Consider the following 22,056-nt stretch of genomic DNA (forward strand, 5'->3'; position numbering starts at 1 on the left):
CTGGCATAGTAGCCAACGTCGTTGTGACTCGCTAAACTGAACGAGTCCAGTGGACGCCTGGATCGCACGTACACACGGTTTCATACTCGCCCCCAAGGTGGTAGATGGTGGGCGAATCGACCCTTCCTATCCTCGGTTTCACCCGGGATAGTGCACCGGTCTTCGTACCATATCCCATCGCCGTCCCACACTTAAGGGGCACGGTTCGGGGCTGGCACGTGACATGGACCCACTGGGATTTGAACCCAGGGCCTCCGCCTTGCAAAGGCGGCGCTCTGCCGCTGAGCTATGGGCCCGGCAGATCCGCAGGTGTTAGCCCTGATAGTTCATAGGTGCCCGGTCGGCGAGTGTTCTCGAACACCATAGGTGGGTTGGGGCAGAGCCCCAATCCCGATCAGTAGGAGGTGATCCAGCCACAGATTCCTCTACGGCTACCTTGTTACGACTTAAGCCCCCTTGCGGAGCCCAGATTCGACCAGCGCATGCTGGCCTCATCCGGACCCCACTCGGGTGCTTTGACGGGCGGTGTGTGCAAGGAGCAGGGACGTATTCACCGCGCGCTTATGACACGCGATTACTACCGAATCCAGCTTCATGCGGGCGAGTTTCAGCCCGCAATCCGAACTACGACTGCGTTTGGAGATTAGCTCCGCCTCTCGGCGTGGCATCCCACTGTCGCAGCCATTGTAGCCCGCGTGTTGCCCGGTCCATTCGGGGCATACTGACCTACCGTTGCCCGTTCCTTCCTCCGCTTTAGCAGCGGCAGTCCTCCTAGTGTACCCAACTACCTCGAGGGTATTGCTGGCAACTAGAAGTGCGGGTCTCGCTCGTTGCCTGACTTAACAGGACGCCTCACGGTACGAGCTGACGGCGGCCATGCACCTCCTCTCAGTAGCTCGAGTAAGCTCGTCAAGCTGACTGTCGTTACTACTGTCGGGACCGGTGAGATGTCCGGCGTTGAGTCCAATTAAACCGCAGGCTCCTCCGGTTGTGGTGCTCCCCCGCCAATTCCTTTAAGTTTCATCCTTGCAGACGTACTTCCCAGGCGGCTCGCTTCTCGGCTTCCCTAGGGCGCAGCACAGGCTCGTAGCCTGTGGCACACCTAGCGAGCATCGTTTACAGCTAGGACTACCCGGGTATCTAATCCGGTTCGAGACCCTAGCTTTCGTCCCTCACCGTCGGGTCCGTCTTCCTGAGGTGCTTTCGCCATTGGTGGTCCGTCCAGGATTACAGGATTTCACTCCTACCCCGGACGTACCCCCCAGGTCTTCCGGCCCCAAGCCGAACAGTTTCCGCTGGACGCCGACGCGTTGAGCGCGTCGATTTCCCAACGGACTTGCCCGGCCGGCTACGGACGCTTTAGGCCCAATAATATCGGCCATCACTCGTGCTGCCGGTATTACCGCGGCGGCTGGCACCGGTCTTGCCCAGCACTTGTTCCTGTACCTCCCTACAGTACAGAAAAGCGAGGACTATATGCCCTCGCACTCGGAGTCCCCTTATCGCACTCTCGTGCAGTGTAAAGGTTTCGCGCCTGCTGCGCCCCGTAGGGCCCGGAATCTTGTCTCAGATTCCGTCTCCGGGCTCTTGCTCTCACAACCCGTACCGATTATTGGCATGGTGGGCCGTTACCCCACCATCTACCTAATCGGCCGCAGCCACATCCTACAGCGCCGGAACGTTTCTCACTCTCGACACTCCAGTCTGAGAGTGATATCCGCTATTGGCCTCAGTTTCCCGAGGTTATCGCGGTCTGTAGGGTAGTTTGGCCACGTGTTACTGAGCTATACGCCACGAATCTAAGTTCGTGCGACTAGCATGGCTAAATCGGACTCCAATAGCAATGGCCTCCGGCAGGATCAACCGGAATGTATCCCGGCACAATGCCGGGGGGTTAGGCGGGATCACACCCGTAAGGGTGTGGTCGCTATCGAAGGGTGTTCGAGGACACCCGTCGACCGGGTGTCACCGAACTATCAGGGCTAACATCAGATCCCATCTGTACGGCGGACCGCAGGTGTGGAATCCTCATTTCTCCGGACCTGTATGTTATCTCGAAGCCACCTTAAAGGCTTCGAGTTACGATGGCGAGTGACCTCGCCGCAGTCCAGTTCGGCCGGGTTTCGTCGGCCCCGGCCAGGCCTCATTCGCGTTCGATCCGAGTGCCCTGTATCACTTAAGGGCATCGGTGTTCGGTCGCATCCAATCGCACGACATGAGCGACCTTCGAACCCCATTCGACTCCACTGTTACGCTTAAGTGGAACGATCGGGAGCTGGCCTGACCGGGGCGCGTCGCCCCGTACCGCGTTCACATCAACTCCGATGGGAGTACCACACTTAACCCCGTCGGACCGAATCGAGTGCGTCAGGCGGTTACACGGGTGAGAGAGCCTCATACGGGCCGGCCACACGGGAACAAAAACGCGGTTGAATCCGATGGCTCTCGCTCGCGCGCTCACGCGAGTGTAACGTAACTCGTCGAAAAATCCCGGACTGGTCAGGGACTCAGATGTCGTCGAGGTGTTCGACACCCTGTTTCGAGACGTTCCCTTTGGTAATGTCGCCGGGCATCCAGTCTGGTTTGTCGTCGGGGGCCTCCTCGACCCACGCCCACGCCTCGTAGATGTGGACTTTGTGAGTCCCTTTCTCCCGGAGTCGTATCTCCTGTCGGTCGGCATCGTCTTCGCTGTCGGCCGGATCGAGCCGGCGGGCTGCCTTCAGTGCAGCCTGTCGGGGAGTCCCGCCTGAGAAGACGCTCGATTCATCGCCATCCTCACGGAGCGCAAAGTTGCGCTTGTCACTGTCGCGTGCCATGGTTTTCACCGCTCCATGTCAATTCAGCACATGGCACATTATAAATATACCCCCCAATCCGGCTTCCGTCCCGGGGTATATTTATATACTAAGAGCTATTTCGGAGGATATCGGTCGGAATCCGCGCCGAAATCGGGCGAAAAAGCGGCCATAACTACGCGCGCGCACCCGGGCCGCGCGCCGTCTGCCGACCTGCGGCACGGTAGACTTAAGTGTATCCTACGGCGATGCACGGAATAGGATAGCGCGATGGTGCGAAAAAAGAAGCTCAGCCCGAGTGGCGCCAAGGATGAGGACGGCGAGTACCACAACGTACATATCAACATTCACGAAGACGAACTCGCCGTCGCCGGGATGGAGATCGGCGACGAGGTGTTCGTACGGGTGCGGGACAACAAGATTATCATCCAGAAGGCCGACCCCGAAGAGGTCGAACACGACTTCTAATCGACCGTCACCGGTGTCACGGCGCCACCGAGACGGCGTTCGAGAACGCTCATGAGACTCTACGATATCGCGAAACCGGCGTTGTTCTCACTACCAGCAGAGACAGCTAACAACGGCGTCCACACGCTGCTCGAAGCGGTGCAGGGGACGCCAATCGCCAGCGCCATGGCTCGACGGTACACCGTCTCCAACGATCGTCTGTCGGTCGATGCCTTCGGCCAATCGTTCGACAACCCAGTCGGTGTCGCCGCGGGGTTCGACAAGAACGCGACAATCCCGTCGGTGCTCGCGGCCCTGGGCTTCGGGTTCGCCGAGGTCGGCGGCGTCACCGCCGAACCGCAGACGGGGAACGCACGACCTCGGATGTTCCGCCTGCGCGAGGACGAGGGGATCATCAACCGGATGGGACTGAACAACGACGGTGCGGACGTCGTCGGCGACCGACTGGCCGCGACCGACGCCCCGATTCCCGTGGGAGTCAACATCGCCAAGAGCGAGCACGTCGGAACCGCCGACGCGCCCGAAGACTACCGGTACACGTACGAACGGGTGGCCGAAGGCGGGGACTTCTTCGTCGTCAACGTCTCCTGTCCGAACTCACAGGGGTTCGAAGAACTCCAGAACCGCGACGCTATGGAAGCCATCTTCTCGGAACTGCAGGAGGCCGGCGCGGCACCGCTGCTCGTGAAGCTCTCGCCCGACCTGCCCGAACCCGCCGTCGAGGACACGCTGGACCTCGTGACGGAACTGGGACTGGACGGCGTCGTCGCGACCAACACCTCGACGGAGCGACCGGCCAGCCTCCGCTCGCCCAACGCCAGCGAGCAGGGCGGCCTCTCTGGGAAACCCATCGAGGGACAGTCGACCCGGATGGTCCGATTCGTCGCCGAGCGAGTCGACGTGCCGGTGGTCGGCGTCGGCGGCGTCTCCAGCGCCGAAGGGGCCTACCGGAAGATTCGTGCCGGCGCCTCCCTCGTCCAGTTGTACACCGGCCTCGTCTACAACGGCCCGTCGACCGCCCGAGACATCAACGAAGGCCTGCTCGAACTGTTAGAGGCGGACGGCTTCGACAGCGTCGAAGACGCCGTCGGTGCCGATTTGTAGCGAACCCTGAAGTAGCGGGTGGGAGAAACCGGGGTATGGCCGACACCCCCCGCACGCTCCACATCGCCTCGTGGGACGACCGATTTCTGGCGTGGCTCGTCGACGTACTACTGGTCGGTGCCGTCCTCACCGGCCTCGGTGAAATCGCGGGTGTCTTCGCAGTCCTGACCGGCAGTCTCTCGCTGACGACCCCCTTCGCTGGCCTGAACGGACTCGCCCTCTTCGTCTACTGGACGGCACTCGAAGGGTACCAGGGACAGTCCGCCGGCAAGATGGTGCTGAACGTCGCGGTCACCGACGAACGCGGCGACCCGATCGACTACGGGACCGCGGCCATCGAGAGCTTCGGAAAGGCGTTCTTGCTCCCGCTCGACCTCGTCATCGGGTGGCTCGCCTACGAGAAAGAGGGGGTCCGACTGTTCAACAAGCTCTCCTCGACCATCGTCGTCGAAACAGACGAAGACGCCGACGAGCGGCCGAGCGGCGTCGAATACGTCTACCCGAGCGACCGGTAGGCAGAGAGACAGACAGTGAGCGGCCTACTCTAGGGCGTCCAGTCGGAACTCGAACGCCGCCACGGGCAGTTCTAAGTCGTGGTCGACGAGCACCTTCGGGTGTATCTCGCCGACGACGCCGACCGAGTCGCCGTCGAGGACGATTTCGGCCGCCCGCCCGTCGATGAACGAGGGATGGGTCGTCGGCGGCGTCCGGAGATCCGTACCGAACGCTTCGGCGATGGCTTGCAGGCGGGCCTTCGCGTCCTCGTAGGAAGCGTCCGTGCGCGCGAGGGCGCCCGCAACGGTGCGGTGTTCGGCGACGCCCGTGTTCTGGGAATCGTCGAGTCCGGCGGCGAGACCTATCTCCGCGAGGTCCTGTGGGTAGCGACGGTGGGTGTTGTTCTCAAGCACCATCAGCAGGGAGGGCAGCGCCCACGTCCGGAGAATCGTGTAGTCCTCGCTGTACGGTTCCTGGATGGTCACCGGGTCGGCCGCCCCGAGACAGTCGTCGTCCGGGGAGACGTTCATGCGGCCGAAATTCTCGGCCTCGTTGGTCATGTGGAAGTTGAGCAGGTCCTCGAAGCCCAGACCAACGAGCGTGTCGCGGGCGGCGTCCTCCAACCGGGAGCGCTCGTGGCGACCGCCGACCGTCGAGACGTCGGGGTAGGTCGGTTCGAGGCTGTTGAACCCGAGCGCGCGCCCGATGTCGTCGATGATGTCCAGCGGGTGAATGACGTCGACGCGGTAGGGCGGGACCTCCACCTCGAACGAGACGCCGTCCTCGCTTCGTATCTCGGTGGCGTCCAGTCCGGCACGCTCGGCGTAGTCGATTACCTCGCGCGGTTCGAGGTCGACGCCGAGGATGCTCTCGATGCGGTCCAGCGTGACCGTCTTGGTGCGGACCTCGAAGTCCGGGCGCGAGAGCGTCCGGCCGGGGTACTCGCCGGGCGCGTCGTCGGCGTACGCTACCTCGACGCGTTCGACTTTGCCGCCGCGCGCTTCCAGCGCGTAGCAGACGATGTTACACATCCGGTCGATGGTCCACTGGTCGGTCCCGGTCATCTCGATGAACAGGTCCCGCGAGTCCTCGGAGACCTCGGTCCGGCGGCCGTTGATGACCGGCGGGAACGAGAACAGGCCGATGGCGTCGTAGATGGCCGGCACGCGGTCGAAGTCGGCCACGAGGTCCCCGTAGGTCTGGCCGGTCTCGTGCTCGGCCATCACCTCGTTGGGGGTCATCTCGCGGTCGGCGTCCAGCGGCACGAACGTCGCCTCGTCGGGGTCGGCGCTCGTGTAGGTGATGGACTTGCCGGTGCCGTCGGTGGCGGCCTCGCCTTTCAGCATCGTCAGGTCGTGGACGCCGATAGCGCCCTTCGCTCGCTTGCGGCCCATCGTCGCGTGGAGTTTCTCCTGTAACTGGATCAGCGACTCCAGTGCGTCCTCGCTCATGTCGAGGCCGCGGACGACGGCCCCAGTGACGTAGGGGCGTCCCTCGGGTTGGTCCGTGACTTCGATGGTCCACTCGGCGCTGTTCGTGGCTGGGACGTAGACGCCGCGGTCGTCGCCGTAGTGGTAGCGTAGCGACCGGGCGACGCCCTCTACTGAGAGCCGATCGAGGCGGTCCGGGGCGAACTCCAGTTGGAACTCGTCGTCCTCGGTGCGGCCCTCGAACTCCAGTCCGAGGTCGAACAGGTCCGACTTGAGTTCCTCGTCGTCTTTCTCCTCGTGACCGGTGAGGTGGCGAAGTTCGTCGGGGTCGACGTCGACGACGGGCATCAGTGCATCACCTCCGTCTCGCGAAGCAGTTCCAAGTCACAGAGCGTCCCGTGTACGTCGCGGATGTCCTCGAAGCCGTACATGAGCATGAGTAGTCGTTCGAGCGAGAGGCCCCAGGCCATCACGTCGCAGTCGACGCCCAGCGGGGAAAGCACCTCGTCGCGGAAGATGCCCGAGTTGCCCACCTCGACGACCTCGCCGGTCTCGGGGTGGGTGCCGAACAGTTCGAAGCTCGGTTCGGTGTAAGGGTTGTAGTGCGGTTTGAACTCCAGGTCGGTGATGCCGAACTGCTCGTAGAACTCCGTGAAGGTCCCCATCAGGTCCCGCACCGAGAGGTCCTCGGCCATCACCCAGCCCTCTATCTGGAAGAACTCCAGTAGGTGGGTCGGGTCCAGCGTGTCGTTGCGGTACACCTTCTCGACGCTGAAGAACCGCTGCGGTGGCTCCAACTCGCCGATCTCGTGGCCCGAGAGGTACCGCATCGACAGCGACGTGGTGTGGCCACGGAGGTCCAGTCCTCGGGCGACCGACTCCTCCCACGGCGAGTGGTACCCCTCGCCGTCGGGGCCGACGCCGTTCTTGTGGGCCGAGCGAACGCGCTCGACGAGGTCCTCGGGGAGGTCGTGAATCTCGTCCGGTCGCTCCAGTGCGAACTGGTCCCAGTGGGTTCTGGCGGGGTGGTCCTGTGGCATGAACAGGCAGTCGTTGATCCAGAACTGGGCGTCGACGTGGGGGCCTTCCATCTCCTGAAACCCCATGCCGACGAGCGTGTCCTTCACGCGGTTGGCCGTCTGGCGGAGGATGTGCTCCCTGCCGTGGGGCACGTCCTCGGCGTCGGCCTCGACGTTGTACTCGGTGAACTCCACGTCCTCCCACTCGCCGCTGGTGAGCAGTTCGGGGGTGAGCTGGTCGACCGTCTCGGCGACCTCGACGCCCTCCATCAGCGCCGTGACGCCGTCGTCGGTGAGTCGGACCGAGCGGACGGTCTCCTCGCTGATGTCCAGCAGACCGCGGCGTTCGAGTTGGTCGAGAGCGTCGGCGTCGGCGTCCTCGGCCCGGCCGTCGGCGACGGCTTCCAGCGCGTGCATCTCCGGGTCCCGGCCGGGCGCCGCGTCGGGGTCGGCGGTTATCTCGCCGCTGTCTATCTGGCCGTACCCCTTCCGGGCGAAGTTCGAGAGCGCGATGTCGACGGCCCCACCTTCGAGGCCGGAGGCACCGATGACCTCGCCCATCCCGACCGGGGACTCGTCGGCCCCGGCGTCAAGCGCGGCCTCGTAGAGGTCCTGCTCCGGGAGACTCTCGCGGACGTACCGCTCGCCCTCCTCGGTCAGGTCGTAGTGTTCGAGCGTCTCCTCGGAGACGGTCACCAGACCGTCGGCTTCCAGTTCGAAGGCGGCCCGCGTCGCCGCTTCGGGTACGAGGCCAGCCTCCTCGGCCACCTCGTCGATTCGTCTGTCCTCCTGTGCGTCGGCGGCCTGTAAGATGGCCACCTGTGCCTGTGGTCGTTTCATACGGGTGTCTCGGTCGTTGTCGGGAAGTAGCGCGGGTCGCTCAGTTAACGGTTCTCACTTCCTGCCAGCGGTTTCGTCGGGCCGCTACCTCTCGGTGCGGCCCGAGTCCACTACCGGCCGGAAGCGAAGAAGAAACCGAATCCCGGAGCGCGGACTGGCTGACGAGCGGCGCCGGCACGGTGGGATTCGGGTGCCATATCCGTCCGGTGGCAATGGGCGATAAAAAGCGTTGTGCCACCGACGGCCGGCTCGGTCACACCGGGAACAGGACGAACCCGCGGAACTCGAAGTCGGCCGCTTCGTCTTCGCGGAGGATGGCACGTGGCCCCTGTCCGGTGCGGGCAACGGCGAGTTCGGCGAAGTCGTCACCGTCCATATCGCCGAAAGCGGCGTCGATGGCGTAGCCGTCGTCGTCCCAGTCGTCGCCGTCGGTAAACAGCACCTCGAAGTCGGCGTCCTCGTCCTCGTGGACGAAGTAGCGGGCGTTCGACTCGGCCCGCCGAGTGACGACGAGTTCCTCGTAGCCGTCGTCGTCGACGTCGCCGAAGTCGATACTGGTGGCGTAGGCGTCCCGCCCCCAGTTGCGGCCCGCTGCGAGGATACGTTCGAAGTCGGCGTCGGCGTCCTCGAAGACGAAAAAACGGGCGTTCGAGCGGGCGCGTCTGGCGACGCCCAGTTCCTCGTAGCCGTCGTCGTCCACGTCCCCGAAGGCGAGGTCGGTCGGATAGCTGTCCGACCCCCACTCGCGGCCGCCGCGGAACAGCACCTCGAAGTCCTCGTCGGCGTCGTCGTGGACGAAAAAGCGGGCGTTCCCGCCGGCCCGGCGACCCACCGCTAGTTCGTCGACTCCGTCGTCGTCGACGTCACCGGCCGCCAGCGCCGAGGTGGCGATACCACGTCCCCAGTCCCGGCCGCCGCGGAGCAGTACGTCCTCGTCCTCGTAGTCGACGACGAAGAAGCGGGCGTTCCGCCGGGCGGACCGTCCGACTGCGAGTTCGTCCACCCCGTCGTCGTCGAAGTCTCCCGCCGCCAGCGCCGTCGTGTTCGCGTCGTCGCTCCAGTCTCGGCCCGCGGCGAGGAGGCGATCGAAGTCCTCGTCGGCGTCGTCGTAGACGAAAAAGCGGGCGTTCCCGCCGGCCCGACGACCCACCGCCAGTTCGTCGGCCCCGTCGTCGTCGAAGTCACCGAAAGCGAGCGCCGTCGCGAAGGCGCTGTCACCCCACTCCTCACCACCGGAGAACAGCACCTCGAACTCCGCATCCTCGTCGTCGAGGACCCAGAATCGCGGCCCGTCGTCGGTCCGAAGCGCAACGGCAACTTCTGCACGGCCGTCGTCGTCGGCGTCACCCCACGCGACGGCCGTCGGCCCGTCGGGCAGGTCCTCGAGGGGGAGGGGGATGGCCGCGGCCTCGGACGCCGCGCCGCCGGCGATGGCGGTGCCACCGAGCGTTGCACCGGTGTACTGGAGGTAGTCCCGTCGCTGCATGGCACCCAATAGGTAGACCGTCGACAGTAAAACGACAGCGTATCGTTTACGCACCCGTGAGGGCGGAAGAGCGCCTTACCTCGGGTGTAAGCCGACCGAAAGTCGCCGTCGAACGGACGACTCCACCTCGAAGGGACGTTGTGTCGGCTTACCAACTGTTCACGACCGTTTGCGGTCCGTATCGAGGTCGATGTCCAGTTCGTCCAGTTTCTCCTCCCACTCGGCGCGTTTCTCTTGGTGGTCTTCGAGGAACTGCGCCATCAACTCGGCAGCCTGTTCCTTACAGCCGCCACAGAGGCGCTCGCCGCCGACACACTCCTCGTACACCTCGGTCGCGAACTCGTCGTCGTCGCCAGACAGCAGGTAGGCGTACAGTTCGTAGACGGGGCACTCGTCGGCTTTCCCGCCCTTCTCTCGCTGCTCCTCGGCGGTGGCGCGGCCGCCGGTCGTGGCCGACTTCACCTTGTCGTAGCCGTCCGCCGGGTCGTCGAGCAGGGAGATATGCGAGGCCGGAATCGAGGAGGACATCTTCCCGCCGGTGAGGCCAGTCATGAAGCGGTGGTAGATAGACGACGGCGGGAGGAAGCCGTAACCGCCGTTGTCTAGTTCCACCTGCCGGGCGAGTTCCTCGGCCTCGGACTGCGAGAGGTCGAAGGCGTCGACGTGTTCGTCGTACACCCGTTTCTCGCCGTCGACGGCCTCGATGAGCGCCTCGAACGCCGCGTCGGTCGCCCGCCGGTCGAAGATTCGTGTCCGGGGCCGGAGCGGTTCCTTCCCGGCGTTTGTGAGTTTCTCGACGGCCGATTCGCGGGCATCGGCCGGGGCTGGCTCGTGGTCCCGAAGCCAGTCGGCGGCCTCGCCACAGCGGGGCATCTCGGGGTCCTCGGCGTACTCTTCGCGGGCGTCGTAGGCCTGCCGGAGCAGTGGCCGCTCTTCCGGTTGGGCCTCGAAACTGGCGAACGCCTCTGTCACGCCGAAGTAGCGCATCCGCGCCGCGAGGTCACGGGCCAGTCGCATGTGCGGGTCCTGATCCGGACCGACGGGGATGACCGTCGGTTTCGGCTCGTCCAGTTGTGGGTAGAGGATGTCGGCCATCTGCGTGACGACCGACTGCATGTAGGAGATGTTCGTCTCGCCGTCGAAGTCGTAGATGGCCTGCAACTCGGAGGCGTTGGCCTCGGCGCCGAGTTCGAAGGCGAGGTCCTGCAGTTCGCGGTTCTCGGACTGGCGATACAGTTCGCCCTCCTCGGGGTCGAATCCGAGCGCCAGTAGCGAGAGGACGTAGCTCCGGGCGTGTTCGTCTATCTCCGCCCACGTCAGGCCGCGGGCGGCGTGGGCTTCGAGGTCGGCGATGAGGCCGTAGGCGTCGGCGCCCTGCTGTTGGTGCCAGATTATCTCGTCGAACACCATCTTGTGGCCGATGTGGGGGTCGCCAGTGGGCATGAACCCCGAAAGCGCGGCGAAGTCGTCGCCCTCGCGCATCGCCTCGGCGACGGGGTCGTAGTCGCGGTGCCCGAAGATGACGCCCCGGCGCATCAGGTAATGGGGGTTCGGCACGTCGGGTAACACCGCGTCGAACTCCTCGATGCCGAACTGCTCGAACAGTTTGCGGTAGTCCGCGATGGTCGAGGAGCCCCACGGGTCGAGTTTGACCTCGTCGGCGCCGGCGGCGTCGGTGCCGCCGTCGGTCCGGCGGTCCGACGAGGCTCGCCTCGCCTCGCTCGGCTCGCCGCCGTCGGTCCGCGTCTGCCCGTCTCTCGATTCGTCGTCAGTGTGTGAGTCGCGCATCATGTGTCGTGTATCGTGTCGGTATGCGGTCGAAACCACGGCCGAGAAAGCGGAGGGAGCATCGCCGGACCCGTCGGCGGGTTACGCCCGTCGGACGGGAACCGCGAGACTGTCCACTTCCCGGACGCGCCAGCGCCAGCAGTCGACGGGAGTGGACACCATGTGGGGGACATGCGCGAACACGGTCTTATGCCTTCCGGGTCCGTACGAACGATCAGGGCCGGTTACGGCGTCAGCCGCTGTACTTCGACCCACTCGACAGCGTCGCCGCCGACCAGCGCGAACACCATCGTCTTCCGAACGCCGTGGGCCAGTCGCACGTCCAGCGCGAGGTCCCGCGGTTCGAAACTGTGGGCGGCCGGCAACGCCCGCACGAGCAGTTCCGAGTGCCCGAGGTTCTCGACGCTCTCGACGTCGGCGTAGGTCCGGAAGTCCGCGCCGAACTTGAACCCGGTCTTCGGGACGACACCCGTGTCCCGCAGGGCCGCGTAGACGGTCAGTCGACGGTCGAACCGCTCGCCCTCCACCTCGCGGCCGCGTTCGACGACGGCGTCGGGCCCGCCCTCGACTCGCAGGTCACCCGCCCGAGCGAGGTACGCGGCCTCGACCAGCGACAACTGCACCGCGTCCTCGTCGAGTCGCTGGCCGTAGAACGCCTGCTCGTACACTTCGCTCGGCGGGTCCCAGCACACGACGCGCTCCGTGAGCAGTTCGCCGTCGACCACCGAGAGGTCGGCGTCGCTGGTCCCGCTGACCTCGCGGTCAGTCGTGTCGAGGTACGTTATCTCGCTCTCCTCGTCGACGACGGCCAGCACGCAGTCGCCGAGCGACGACGCCGGCACGTCGTCCCGTTCGCCGACGACGCGTACCCGGTAGGCGATCTCGTCGTCCCACGGCCCCTTCCCGCGCGGGTACACCACGAAGTCCACCCCGTCGGGGCCGTCGACCCAACCCTCGCGGGCGGGCGTGAGGTAGAATCCGCGGTCGCGCAGGTCCTTATAGACGAGGAAGTCGACCATCGGGACGGCCGACGACCCCAGCAGTTCACGGAAGTCCATCCCGTCGACGGCCTCGATGTCCCCCCGATAGAGGAGGTGAGCCGCCTCCACCGGCGCGAGGTCGAGGTCGCCGTTCTGTGCGTGGCCGTAGCCGCGCGAGTCGTAGAACCGCTCCCGGGCGCGTTGCCCCGCCCGGACGACGTCGCCGTCGAGTGTGAGGTCCATGCCTCTGGGTGGTTCGTGCGTGGACAAATCCTCTGTGGGTTGGGGCTCGCAGTCGTTTGGAAGACCGTCGTCACAGCGTGCCGACGAGTCCCGCCTCGCAGGTGCTGTCCAGACACCGACGGCCGCCGGCCGTCTCGAACACCGGGAGACCACACGGGCACTCGTCGACGACGACGCCGGCGGGGAACGAGAACCCGGTGTCGCAGTCGGGGTAGTGCTCACAGCCAGCCAGCAGGCCGCCGCGGCGGATGATTCGCAGGTCGCCGTCGCAGTCCGGACACGACCACGCGCGGTCGAAGGCGTCGGTCACCCGGTCGTCCAGTGGCTCGCAGTCCCGGTCCAGACAGAGTTCGAACACCTCGCCGCGTTCGACGCGCATCGTCGGGAGGCCGCAGTCGGCACAGCGCCCGCCCGTGACGGTGGCGTTCGAGGGCAGGCCGTACTCGCCCTCGCAGTCGGTACAGGTGACGCTCCCCCGCGCCCGGACGAGCGTGCCGGGACAGTCCGGGCAGTCGGCCACCGGGACGCCGGCGTGGGAGGCCGGGAACCGGGCGCTGCCGTGTTCCTCGTGGGCGACGACGCGGAGCAGTTCCTCGCCGTCGCTGGCGGTGACGACGCCGTCCTCGACGGTGACGCTCTCCGCACGGGTGAGCCACGCCACCGGTTGGTAGCCGGCGGCGTCGTGGACGAGGACGGTGTTGTCGGGTTTGACCACCACCAGCACGTCACCGCGCTGTTCGCGTTCCCGGGACCCTTCGAAGACAGTCGTACACTCGCCGGCCATCACGCGCGTTCCGTCGTGCATGGACGGGGGTGGTCCCGTCTTCGTATATGAAAGCTCGGCCGAAACGGCGGTTTGTTTTGTGAGGTCGGTATTTTATCCACTTTCACTTGACTTTCTTGGCGATGGTCCCTACGGCTACCACGGCGATAATCGAATAGGCCACATCAAGCCCGAAAGGTATCAGACCGTATCCCAACCCGATGAATGCGAGAGCAACGATACCAATAGCGATGCTGATTGAACCGAATCCCCACATGTAGGCAGGGAACCGAACGCCGTCGTCGTGGGCGCTCTCAAATTGCTCTCCAAAAAACCCGACAGCAAAGAACACACCGTACAGGAGGGCCATGGTTACTTGCGGAATCCATTTAGCGGACGGGCCACCAGCGAACAGACTGTTCCAAGCCGAGGAACTCCGAAAGAGCGGGATGAACACGGCCGCGAGTATGAATCCCCATTTCCTGCTGGTGTGCTGGTTCATATCTATTGCGGAGAGATCGTATGAAACGGGATATTCGCTTCGTTTACTGATCCAGTACCCGTTACATAAAAATTGAGGACTACGCCACATCCGTTGTTTTGAATCTTGATTGCTGCCCACTCTACTGTGCAGATAATCGCAATAGCAGAAGCGGCAGCGGCTCCAAATGGATCGAGTAGACCAGCAGCACCAAGGATTCCAGCAACGGCCAAGCCGCTTGTTTTCAGAACGCTACGTCTATCCAGCTGCCGATAATCAGCGAGTGTTTAATTATAATATCGGGTTCGTATTTTCAAAATGTTTTATGAGAGTGTCATCTCATTTAGAGTGGGTTGAGTATATATCAATTGTCCTCGTCCGCGCGTTCCGTCGTGCATGGACGGGGATGGCCCCCTCCCGGTATCTAAACCCTCGCCCACAACACGCAAAACCCTCGGGCGATTGAGGACGGACAATGAGCGACGCACCGACCGCCATCTGCTTCGACATGGACGGCGTCCTCGTCCAGTCCGAAGACCACTGGGTGAGCGTCCAGCGCGACCACATCCTCCCGACCGTCGCGCCCGACGACGACATCCCGCTGTCGGCCATCACCGGCCGCGACTACACCGAGGTGTACCCGGACATCGCCGCCGAGTACGACGTCGACGTCTCCCGCGAGGAGTACGAGCGCCTGTTCGAGGAAGCCGGCGAGCGAATCTACCGTGACCACGCGACGCTGCTGTCGGGCGCGCACGACCTGCTGGCCGACCTCAGTGCGGCCGGGGTACCGCTCGCGCTCACCACCTCGGCCCCGTGGGACTGGATAGACGTCATCGACGAGCGGTTCGACCTACTTGCCCACTTCGACGCGGCGGTCAGCGCACAGGACGTCGACGGCCCGGGCAAACCCGAACCCGGCATCTACGAGCGCGGCGCGTCCGAGTTGGGCGTCGACCCGGCGGCGTGCTGGGCCGTCGAGGACTCCACCGCCGGCGCACGGGCGGCCGTGCGCGCGGGCATGACCACCGTCGGCTTCCGCGGCGACGGCGACGAGACGGACCTCTCGATGGTCAACCATCTGGCCGACGACGCCGACGACCTGCGGGCGCTGTGGCTCGGCGAGTGATACTGGTGGCTGTAAGTTCGTACAGATATTCGCCACCCCGGGGTGGCGAAGTACTGCAGTTTGTTACAGCCACCAGTATGAGTCGGTGAGAGGAAAACGGGGACCGGTGGCCACAGCGGTGCGTGTGGGGAGTGTCTCAGGCGTCCGCACGATAGTCCCGACCGAGGACGAGGCCGAGGACGTTCGCGAGGAACACGCCTGCGAGGAGGAACAGGAGCGACTGTCCGTCGAGGCCGCTCAACAGAACTGTCGGGTACGCAAGCGGTGCCAGAACCGCGGTCCAGAACCCGAGGAACTGGATGGGTCGGAAAGCGAGCGTTCGAAAGTCGACACTCCTGTCTGGGAGCGCTTCGGACGGGGACCGGAAGGGCGAGACACTGGACATCTGATTCCTCCTCGTCCTATGGAACGACCCGTACCCCCATATAAACGCCAGACGCTTACGGACAGTTCGCGAGGTTACACGGAACCTGTCCGATTTTATCCGGTTTTACCGTCGTTTTTGCGGGCGGATACGACGATTTGAGAGAGCTTTAGAAGTTTTATTATCGGTTATGAAGTCGTTTCTTCGTGCCGCCGGTAGTCAGCGGACGTCGACCGTTCGCGAGGACGTCACCGGCGGGAGTGGCAGGTTGGGATACGACACTTCGACGGTGTACGCCAGTTCGTCGGCGTCGGCCCCGAAGACGGCGACGGGCAGGTTCGTCTGGCCGAAGTACGCCGGTTTCGCGGTCATCTCGCGACCGTTGACCGTCACGCGCAGGCCCGCGCGAGTGCCGCCGGCGTTGTTCGCCACGGTCACCTCGCACATCTCGTGGTCACCGGGCGCGACGGATTCGGGGAACTCGCCCCAGTCGACGACGACCACCGGCAGGTCCCGTGCGTTCGAGACCACCTGTTCGGCGACGCCCTCCGAGAGACCGGCCGAGACGAGTCCCGAGACGCCCTCTCGGACCACGTCGGCGGGCGTCGAGAGGCCGGCGGCGGCGAGTTTCTTCGCCCGCCCGGACCCGACGCCGTCGATGGCGGTCAGGCCCACCGCGTCGGCGCTGATGCCGTGTTCGACGCGGGCCTCCACGCGGCAGGCGAGGTTGGCGTAGCGGCCCGGCGCGAGATTGTCGAGAAACTCCCGCAGGGCGGCGAGCAGTCGGAGCGCGTTCTGTCGGATGACCCACGCGTCGCTCTTCAGTTCCGTCGGCGTCGTCCCGGTCATCCCCGACCGGAGGATGGCGAGCACCTTCCGCTGGCCCGCATCGAGGTGGTCGGGGACGCCGTCGCCGATGACAGCGTGGACCGCGTCCTGTTCGTCCGACCGGGCGCTGACGCTGTCGAACTCCGTCGCACCGGCCAGCGTCGTCAGCAGGTCGTCGGCGTCGATAGCGTCCACGTCACCGCTCTCGGCGGCCGCCGCACAACGTTCTGCGAGGTCGGCAAAGCGGCGGGCGGTGTCCAGTCGAAGGTAGAACTTCGAGGCGAGTTGGCCGAGTCGAGTGGACTCGACGCGGAGGCCGTCCTGTTCGACGAAGCCGTCGGCGACCAGTTCCGAGAGGGTGTTGCTCACCCGTTCGCGGAGGTCGCTGCCCGCGTCGTACGCGTCGGGGGCCGACTGTGCGCGGGCATAATAGAATGTGGTCCCTAGCCAGTCCATCACGTCGTCGACGTCCCGGATCGTCCCCAGCGCGATTTCGGCGTTGAGGTGGGCGTCCAGTTCCGCGGCGAGTCGCGACTCTATCTCCTTGCCGTCCCGGAGGAGACGGCGGTACTTGTCGGCGTCCGAGCGGTCACAGACGACCCACGCGTACCCCATGTCGTCGTAGCCCGGCCGTCCGGCCCGGCCGAGCATCTGGAGGACGTCCAGCGGACTCATGTCCACCTCGCCCTCCAGCGGGTCGTGCAGTTTCGTGTCCCGGATGACGACACACCGGGCGGGGAGGTTCACGCCCCACGCCAGCGTCGACGTCGAGAAGAGAAGCTGAATCTTCCCCTCCTTGAACCACTGTTCGACGCGGTTCTTGTCCTCGCGGGCGAGGCCGGCGTGGTGGAAGCCGACGCCGTCCAGCACGGACTGGCGGAGCGTGTCGTTCTGCAGATCGGCGGCGTCGGTGTGGAAGTCGTAGTCCCCGCGGGCGCCCATCGGGATGTCTCGCTCGGTGAGTTCGTCGCGGGCCTTCTTCGCGGCCTGCACGGTGTCCTGTCGCGAGGAGACGAAGACGAGCGCCTGCCCCTCGTCGCGGATGTGCGGTTCCGCGAGGTCCAGCGCCCGGTAGAGCCGCCGGTACTTGTCGGCGAAGGCGTTCTCGCCGTGGGAGTAGGTCTTGACGTCGGCGTTCAACGGCACCGGCCGGTAGTCGTCGCCGAAGGCGAAGGTGGTCTCCTCGGGGGCGTCCAGCCAGTCGGCCACGTCCTCGATGTTGGGCATCGTCGCCGACAGCGCGACCACGCGCGGGCCACAGAGGCGTCGAAGCCGCGAGACGGTGACTTCTAGCACCGCGCCGCGCCGCTCGGAGTCCAGCAGGTGGACCTCGTCGATGACGCAACAGTCCACGTCCGTGATAAAGGAGTAGCGGGCCGTATCGTGCTTTCGAGTGGCGGAGTCGGCCTTCTCGGGGGTCATCACGAGGACGTCGGCGCGTTCGGCCCGGCGGGGGGAGAGGTCCCGTTCGCCGGTGACGACGTACACCGAGTAGCCCATCTCCTCGAAGCGCTCCCACTCGCTTTCTTTCTCGTTTGTGAGCGCGCGGAGCGGGGCCAGAAAGAGGGCCGTCCCGCCCTCGGCCAGCGTCTTGCAGATGGCCAGCTCCGCGAGCGCCGTCTTCCCGCTGGCGGTCGGCGCGCTGACGACGACGTTGTCCTCGCGGTTCAGCAGGGCGGGCAACGCCGCCGACTGCATCTCGTTGAACCGCTCGAAGGGGAACGCGTCGGCGAAGTCGGGCACCACCTCCTCGACCGCCACCGTCGGCTCACTCTCGGCTCGGCGTGACACGTCAGACAGGCGGGTCCGGGACCTCAAAGGCGTTTCTATGGCGGCCCCGCTGTGGCTCACTCCCGGTGGTTGTCGGCCGACGGCGACCGCGAATGTATGTAGCTGGCATCGATGAACGTGGCTGTGAGCAGGGACTGGGAGCCGGAGACGATTTTCGAAGTGCTGGGGAGCGAGGCGGTCCGCCGCATCCTCGCCGTCGACCCCGTCTCGGTGCCAGTCCGACGCCGACCCCGGGTCGTACTGGTTCCAGTGCCCGGAGTGCAGCAGTGAAGACCTGACGAGTCTGGAGCAGTGACGACGGACGTCCCGGAACCCAATCTCTTTTGCGCGCACGCACCAAGCGTCGGGCAATGAGTCGTGCGCGCAAGCCCGACTGGCTGAAGATGCGGCCACCGTCGGGCGAGCGGTTCACCGACATCAAACAGAGCCTCCGCGACCGGAACCTCAACACGGTCTGTGAGGAGGCCAACTGTCCGAACCTCGGGGAGTGCTGGAGCGGCCGGAACGGACCGGGGACGGCGACGTTCATGCTGATGGGCGACCGCTGTTCGCGGGGCTGTAACTTCTGTGACGTCGAGACCGGCGGGATGGATCCGCTCGACCCCGACGAACCCGAGCGGGTGGCCGAGGCCGTCGCCGACATCGGACTGGACTACGTCGTCCTGACGAGCGTCGACCGCGACGACCTGCCCGATCAGGGCGCGGGCCACTTCGCCGAGACGATCCGGGAGATAAAGCGGCGGGACTCGGACATCCTCGTCGAGTGCCTGATTCCGGACTTCCGCGGCGAGGAGCGACTCGTCCGGCAGATTATCGACGCCGAACCGGACGTGCTGGCGCACAACGTCGAGACGGTCGACCGCCTCCAGTGGCCGGTCCGGGACCGTCGGGCGGGCTACGAGCAGTCGCTCTCGGTCTTGCGACAGGCCGACCGCGAGAGCGATCTCTACACCAAGACGAGTCTGATGCTCGGCGTCGGCGAGTACGCACACGAGGTGTACCAGACGCTCTCGGACCTCCGGCAGATCGGTGTCGACGTAGTGACACTCGGCCAGTACCTCCAGCCCTCCCGCTCGCATCTCGAAGTTTCGGAGTACGTCCACCCCGACGCCTTCGAGACGTGGCGGCAGGTCGCCGAGGAGGAACTCGGCTTTCTCTACTGCGCCTCGGGGCCGATGGTTCGGTCGTCGTACCGCGCCGGTGAACTGTTCGTCGAGGCGGTTCGGCGCGGCGAGGACGTGGCCGACGCCCGCGAGCGAGCGCGGAGCGCGTAAAGCGCGGGTCCTCGCCCGTCCGTTCAGACGTTCCGGATTCGGTGATACGAGTCCGGGAGCGCCCGCGCGTCCTCGGGGAGGAGCGCGACGACGAGGAAGTCGGTGTAGGGCCTGACGTAACCGACCAGTTTGCTGATCCGTTCCGAGTCGATGGCTTCCAGCGAGTCGAGTAACATGAACGGGACCGTCTCGTAGACCTCGTGGACGAGGTAGCCCGCGAGCGCGAACACGAGGCCCGTGACCTCACGCTCGGACTCGCTCAGGTGGTCGATGACGTCCTCGTAGGTCGTCCCGTCGTCGGTCCGGCGAACGATGTGGAGGACGAATCGGCTCTCGGAGAGCGCCGTTCCCGTCGAGTCGGCCGACTCGGGTTGACGCTCTATCCAAATTCGGGCGAGTCGGGTGTAATCGAGGATGTCGAGCACCTGACTCATGTGGTCGTTGAACTCTGCGACCGCGGTCCGTTCGAGGCGTTCGATACGGCCTCGGAGCGACTCTATCTCCGCGTCGATGTCCTCCCGTCGAGCGAGGAGGTCCGCTCGCTGGTCGAGTTCGCGCTGCAGGTCGTCGATCTCCTCGACGACGGCCGACCGGTCGGCCCGGAGCTGTTCGAGTTCGAACTCGGCGCGGTTGACGGCGCGGTGACGGTCGAGCGTGTCCGACTGGTCCGGGGACTCGCGGCTTCCGACCGCGTCTCGGGCGTCCTCCACGGCGGCCTGGAGGTCCGCACGGCGCTGTTCGAGTGTCTCGACGCGACGGGCGCGTTCCGCACGTTCGGCCAGCAGGTCGTCGTGTCGCTGGCGGAGTTCCTCGCGCTGGCGTTTGCTCTCCTCGAGTTCGGCCTGTCGGTCGAGCAAGGCGTCGATTCGCTCCTGAACCGTGGCTCGCTCCTCGCGGCGTTCCGACTGGAGCGTTCGGAGCTGTTCGACCGTCCGTTCGACGTCGGTCGGGTCGACGGCCGACCCGCAGGTCCAGCAGACGACCCCGTCGGCCTCGGTCCGGTCCGCAGTCGACGTCTGGGCGACCGAGAGGTCACCACCGTCGAGCATCCGTTCGTTGAACTGTATCGTCTGTTGTAACTCGGTGATCTCGGAGTCGAGTCGCTGTTTCCGCTCGCGGCAGTCGGCCAGTTCCGACGCCACCTCGGCCAGTTCCTCGTCCGGGGCCTCCGGAAACGTCGACAGCGAGCGTTCGAGGTCCGCACACTCCGCTCGGACGGCGTCGAGGCTGTCACGCTCCGCTTCGAGTTCGAAGCGGACCTCGTCGAGTTCCGACGTTCGCTCCTGAAGCGCCTCCAGTCGGTCGGTCAGTTCACCGTCTGTCGTCGCCGTCTCGGTGGCCTGTTCGAGTGCTTGGCGCGCCGCCTCCAGTTCGGACTCGACGGAGTCTATCTCCGCATCGAGTTCGTCTCGACGTGCCTGCAGGTCCGGCAGGTCCGCCTCCAGCGTCGAGAGGTCGTCGAGTCGCTGGACTATCTCCCGGCGTTCCGAGCGCAGGGACGCGATGTCGCGCTGTATGGAGTCGGTGTCGACCGGACGCATGAGGAGTTCACGGAGGTCCGCATCGTCGGCGACGGCCTGCCGCGCCTCGTTCGACTCCAGCAAGAACGCAAAGAGGTCCGCGACGGTCACGTCCTCGTCGAGATACGGCGACCCGTCGAACGTGACCGTCCCGCTCTCGCGGGTGAGCGTGCGCGTGTAGGTCTCGCCGTCGAGAGCCAGTTCGACCGACCCCGTGGCCGTGTCGCTCTTCAGCGACGGCGCTTCGCTCCCCAGTGCGGCCATCAACCCCTGGAGGAGCGACGTCCGATTGGTCGCGTTCCGTCCCGTGAGAACCGAGACGCCGGGGGCCAGCGAGACGTCGGTCGACTCGATGCCGCCGACGTTCTCGACGTGCAGTGCTGCCATCTCAGTGGACGGGGCCATGTGTCGGTCCAAGCGTGAACCGATGAAAGCCGTTGCCATCCGGTATCGAAACTCGTTACAGCCGTACTCGCGTTACGGGTTTTCGAGAGCCGCGGCGAACCGGCGAGTGAGACGGCGTTCGACGGCCGGTTCACGCTCCGACAAACCCGTTACAGCCGTACAGCTGTTACGGGTTGTACTCCGACCGACGAGTCGTCGGTCCACGATTTACTGACAGTCACACCCGCCGCGCGAGAGGAGGTCGTGGAGTCCGTACTGGGCGCCACACGTCGGACAGTGTACCTGCACGTCGACGTACACGTCGACGTCGTCGACGGTCAGTTCGCCGGCCGCCGAGAGGTCGCTGAGGGTTCCCGCAGTGACCCGTTCGACCCGACTCGTGAGGCGGTCGAGCGTTCGCTTTCGGCGGGCGGTCGGGTCCGCGTCGTCGTCGCGGTCCGACGGCGGCGTCACCTCCCGACAGGTCGTGAGATAGGTGTGAACCGCGCGGTGGGAGACGAAGTCCGCGCGGAGGCCCTCGACGTCGAGCCCGCTCCGGCGAAGCCGGTGGCGGGCTTTGGTGCGCGCTCCGGTAGAGGTGTCCTCGTCGGTGAGCAGACGGTACAGGTTCGCCGCTTCGCCGTCCAACAGGCTCTCGTTCTCTGCGGCGAGTGCGGCCTCGACGAGTCGGTGGTTGAACTCGGTCGCCAGTTCCCGGAGACTCGCCCTCGCGTCATCCTCGGCAGTCCAGCGGCGTTCGAGTTCCGCCCCTATTCCGGTCAGGTCGTACTGGTCGATGAGTCTACTGACCTTGTTCTCCGGCCCCCGTTTCGACCCGGTCGTCCCGTCGGTGTCGGTCACGGCTGGCCGTAGG

General features: G+C 65.4%; 18 protein-coding genes, 1 tRNA gene and 1 rRNA gene. 6 read left to right on the forward strand and 14 right to left on the reverse strand.

Translation table 11 applies throughout. The features are described 5' to 3' along the window. Positions 1–224 precede the first annotated feature (224 nt). The 3 genes from NDI85_RS13310 to NDI85_RS13320 form a co-directional block, all read right to left on the reverse strand. Positions 225–296 (reverse strand) — tRNA-Ala (locus NDI85_RS13310). Positions 297–399: 103 nt separating this feature from the next. Further along, positions 400–1,870 (reverse strand): 16S ribosomal RNA (locus NDI85_RS13315). 637 nt (positions 1,871–2,507) lie between these two features. Further along, positions 2,508–2,816, reverse strand: coding sequence for a non-histone chromosomal MC1 family protein (locus NDI85_RS13320; protein WP_166966927.1), 309 nt, complete (start codon positions 2,814–2,816; stop codon positions 2,508–2,510). 249 nt (positions 2,817–3,065) lie between these two features. Between NDI85_RS13320 and NDI85_RS13325 the strand changes: the two genes are divergently transcribed. From NDI85_RS13325 to NDI85_RS13335, 3 genes are read left to right on the forward strand one after another with little or no spacing between them, the layout of a single operon-like run. After that, entirely contained in the window at positions 3,066–3,263 is a 198-nt protein-coding gene (locus NDI85_RS13325) for a hypothetical protein (RefSeq protein WP_004516407.1), read from the forward strand. A gap of 51 nt (positions 3,264–3,314) precedes the next feature. Next, positions 3,315–4,367, forward strand: coding sequence for a quinone-dependent dihydroorotate dehydrogenase (locus tag NDI85_RS13330; RefSeq protein ID WP_310916065.1), 1,053 nt, complete (start codon positions 3,315–3,317; stop codon positions 4,365–4,367). Between the two features lie 35 nt (positions 4,368–4,402). Further along, complete coding sequence (locus tag NDI85_RS13335; RefSeq protein ID WP_189001412.1) at positions 4,403–4,882, forward strand: RDD family protein; 480 nt, start codon at positions 4,403–4,405, stop codon at positions 4,880–4,882. A 24-nt stretch (positions 4,883–4,906) separates the two neighbouring features. Here the strand turns inward: NDI85_RS13335 and pheT are convergent, their stop codons facing one another. The 7 genes from pheT to NDI85_RS13370 all read right to left on the reverse strand — a co-directional run bounded on the left by pheT (position 4,907) and on the right by NDI85_RS13370 (position 13,913). Then, the gene (gene pheT, locus NDI85_RS13340; RefSeq protein ID WP_310916066.1) at positions 4,907–6,640 is read right to left on the reverse strand and encodes a phenylalanine--tRNA ligase subunit beta; all 1,734 of its coding nucleotides are present in this window, start codon (positions 6,638–6,640) and stop codon (positions 4,907–4,909) included. Next, a complete protein-coding gene (locus NDI85_RS13345) occupies positions 6,640–8,151 on the reverse strand; it encodes a phenylalanine--tRNA ligase subunit alpha (protein WP_310916067.1) in 1,512 nt (503 codons plus the stop codon). Before NDI85_RS13345 ends, pheT begins: the two co-directional genes overlap by 1 nt. Positions 8,152–8,404: 253 nt before the next feature. Further along, a complete protein-coding gene (locus tag NDI85_RS13350) occupies positions 8,405–9,637 on the reverse strand; it encodes a hypothetical protein (RefSeq protein ID WP_310916068.1) in 1,233 nt (410 codons plus the stop codon). Between the two features lie 159 nt (positions 9,638–9,796). After that, positions 9,797–11,428 carry a tryptophan--tRNA ligase gene (locus tag NDI85_RS13355; RefSeq protein ID WP_396275532.1) on the reverse strand — a complete coding sequence of 544 codons (1,632 nt, stop codon included), beginning with the start codon at positions 11,426–11,428 and terminating at the stop codon, positions 9,797–9,799. A 221-nt stretch (positions 11,429–11,649) separates the two neighbouring features. Next, complete coding sequence (gene endA, locus NDI85_RS13360) at positions 11,650–12,648, reverse strand: tRNA-intron lyase (RefSeq protein ID WP_310916070.1); 999 nt, start codon at positions 12,646–12,648, stop codon at positions 11,650–11,652. Positions 12,649–12,718: 70 nt separating this feature from the next. Next, positions 12,719–13,453, reverse strand: coding sequence for an endonuclease NucS domain-containing protein (locus tag NDI85_RS13365; RefSeq protein WP_310916071.1), 735 nt, complete (start codon positions 13,451–13,453; stop codon positions 12,719–12,721). Between the two features lie 82 nt (positions 13,454–13,535). Then, on the reverse strand, positions 13,536–13,913 hold the full coding sequence (locus NDI85_RS13370; RefSeq protein ID WP_189001423.1) for a hypothetical protein: 378 nt from the start codon (positions 13,911–13,913) through the stop codon (positions 13,536–13,538). 454 nt (positions 13,914–14,367) lie between these two features. On the opposite strand from NDI85_RS13370, the gene NDI85_RS13375 reads away from it, so the two are divergent. After that, positions 14,368–15,021, forward strand: a complete 654-nt coding sequence (locus NDI85_RS13375) for an HAD family hydrolase (protein ID WP_310916072.1) — start codon at positions 14,368–14,370, stop codon at positions 15,019–15,021. Between the two features lie 136 nt (positions 15,022–15,157). Here the strand turns inward: NDI85_RS13375 and NDI85_RS13380 are convergent, their stop codons facing one another. Together NDI85_RS13380 and NDI85_RS13385 are read right to left on the reverse strand one after the other, a co-directional pair. Next, the gene (locus NDI85_RS13380; protein WP_189001426.1) at positions 15,158–15,406 is read right to left on the reverse strand and encodes a hypothetical protein; all 249 of its coding nucleotides are present in this window, start codon (positions 15,404–15,406) and stop codon (positions 15,158–15,160) included. Positions 15,407–15,604: 198 nt separating this feature from the next. Next, complete coding sequence (locus tag NDI85_RS13385) at positions 15,605–17,974, reverse strand: DEAD/DEAH box helicase (protein WP_310916423.1); 2,370 nt, start codon at positions 17,972–17,974, stop codon at positions 15,605–15,607. Between the two features lie 153 nt (positions 17,975–18,127). Here NDI85_RS13385 and NDI85_RS13390 point away from each other — a divergent pair, with 153 nt between their 5' ends. Then, on the forward strand, positions 18,128–18,274 hold the full coding sequence (locus tag NDI85_RS13390; protein ID WP_189001428.1) for a hypothetical protein: 147 nt from the start codon (positions 18,128–18,130) through the stop codon (positions 18,272–18,274). Positions 18,275–18,327: 53 nt separating this feature from the next. Beyond that, the gene (gene lipA, locus NDI85_RS13395) at positions 18,328–19,278 is read left to right on the forward strand and encodes a lipoyl synthase (protein WP_310916073.1); all 951 of its coding nucleotides are present in this window, start codon (positions 18,328–18,330) and stop codon (positions 19,276–19,278) included. 23 nt (positions 19,279–19,301) lie between these two features. Here lipA and NDI85_RS13400 read toward each other — a convergent pair whose 3' ends face one another. Together NDI85_RS13400 and rdfA are read right to left on the reverse strand one after the other, a co-directional pair. Then, entirely contained in the window at positions 19,302–21,203 is a 1,902-nt protein-coding gene (locus NDI85_RS13400; protein WP_310916074.1) for an archaea-specific SMC-related protein, read from the reverse strand. A gap of 207 nt (positions 21,204–21,410) precedes the next feature. Next, entirely contained in the window at positions 21,411–22,043 is a 633-nt protein-coding gene (gene rdfA / locus NDI85_RS13405) for a rod-determining factor RdfA (RefSeq protein WP_310916075.1), read from the reverse strand. Between the last annotated feature and the right edge of the window lie 13 nt (positions 22,044–22,056).

The organism is Haloarcula sp. S1AR25-4 (genome assembly GCF_031624555.1).
Taxonomy (GTDB): domain Archaea; phylum Halobacteriota; class Halobacteria; order Halobacteriales; family Haloarculaceae; genus Haloarcula; species Haloarcula pellucida.

Bases quoted from the DNA above. Each gene is read 5' to 3' on its own strand.
- NDI85_RS13350 (WP_310916068.1), bottom strand. From the start codon at position 9,637: ATGCAGCGACGGGACTACCTCCAGTACACCGGTGCAACGCTCGGTGGC.
- NDI85_RS13335 (WP_189001412.1), top strand. From the start codon at position 4,403: ATGGCCGACACCCCCCGCACGCTCCACATCGCCTCGTGGGACGACCGA.
- NDI85_RS13365 (WP_310916071.1), bottom strand. From the start codon at position 13,453: ATGCACGACGGAACGCGCGTGATGGCCGGCGAGTGTACGACTGTCTTC.
- pheT (WP_310916066.1), bottom strand. From the start codon at position 6,640: ATGCCCGTCGTCGACGTCGACCCCGACGAACTTCGCCACCTCACCGGT.
- NDI85_RS13400 (WP_310916074.1), bottom strand. From the start codon at position 21,203: ATGGCCCCGTCCACTGAGATGGCAGCACTGCACGTCGAGAACGTCGGC.
- NDI85_RS13380 (WP_189001426.1), bottom strand. From the start codon at position 15,406: ATGTCCAGTGTCTCGCCCTTCCGGTCCCCGTCCGAAGCGCTCCCAGAC.
- NDI85_RS13330 (WP_310916065.1), top strand. From the start codon at position 3,315: ATGAGACTCTACGATATCGCGAAACCGGCGTTGTTCTCACTACCAGCA.
- NDI85_RS13320 (WP_166966927.1), bottom strand. From the start codon at position 2,816: ATGGCACGCGACAGTGACAAGCGCAACTTTGCGCTCCGTGAGGATGGC.
- NDI85_RS13345 (WP_310916067.1), bottom strand. From the start codon at position 8,151: ATGAAACGACCACAGGCACAGGTGGCCATCTTACAGGCCGCCGACGCA.
- NDI85_RS13370 (WP_189001423.1), bottom strand. From the start codon at position 13,913: ATGAACCAGCACACCAGCAGGAAATGGGGATTCATACTCGCGGCCGTG.
- NDI85_RS13355 (WP_396275532.1), bottom strand. From the start codon at position 11,428: ATGATGCGCGACTCACACACTGACGACGAATCGAGAGACGGGCAGACG.
- NDI85_RS13325 (WP_004516407.1), top strand. From the start codon at position 3,066: ATGGTGCGAAAAAAGAAGCTCAGCCCGAGTGGCGCCAAGGATGAGGAC.
- endA (WP_310916070.1), bottom strand. From the start codon at position 12,648: ATGGACCTCACACTCGACGGCGACGTCGTCCGGGCGGGGCAACGCGCC.
- NDI85_RS13375 (WP_310916072.1), top strand. From the start codon at position 14,368: ATGAGCGACGCACCGACCGCCATCTGCTTCGACATGGACGGCGTCCTC.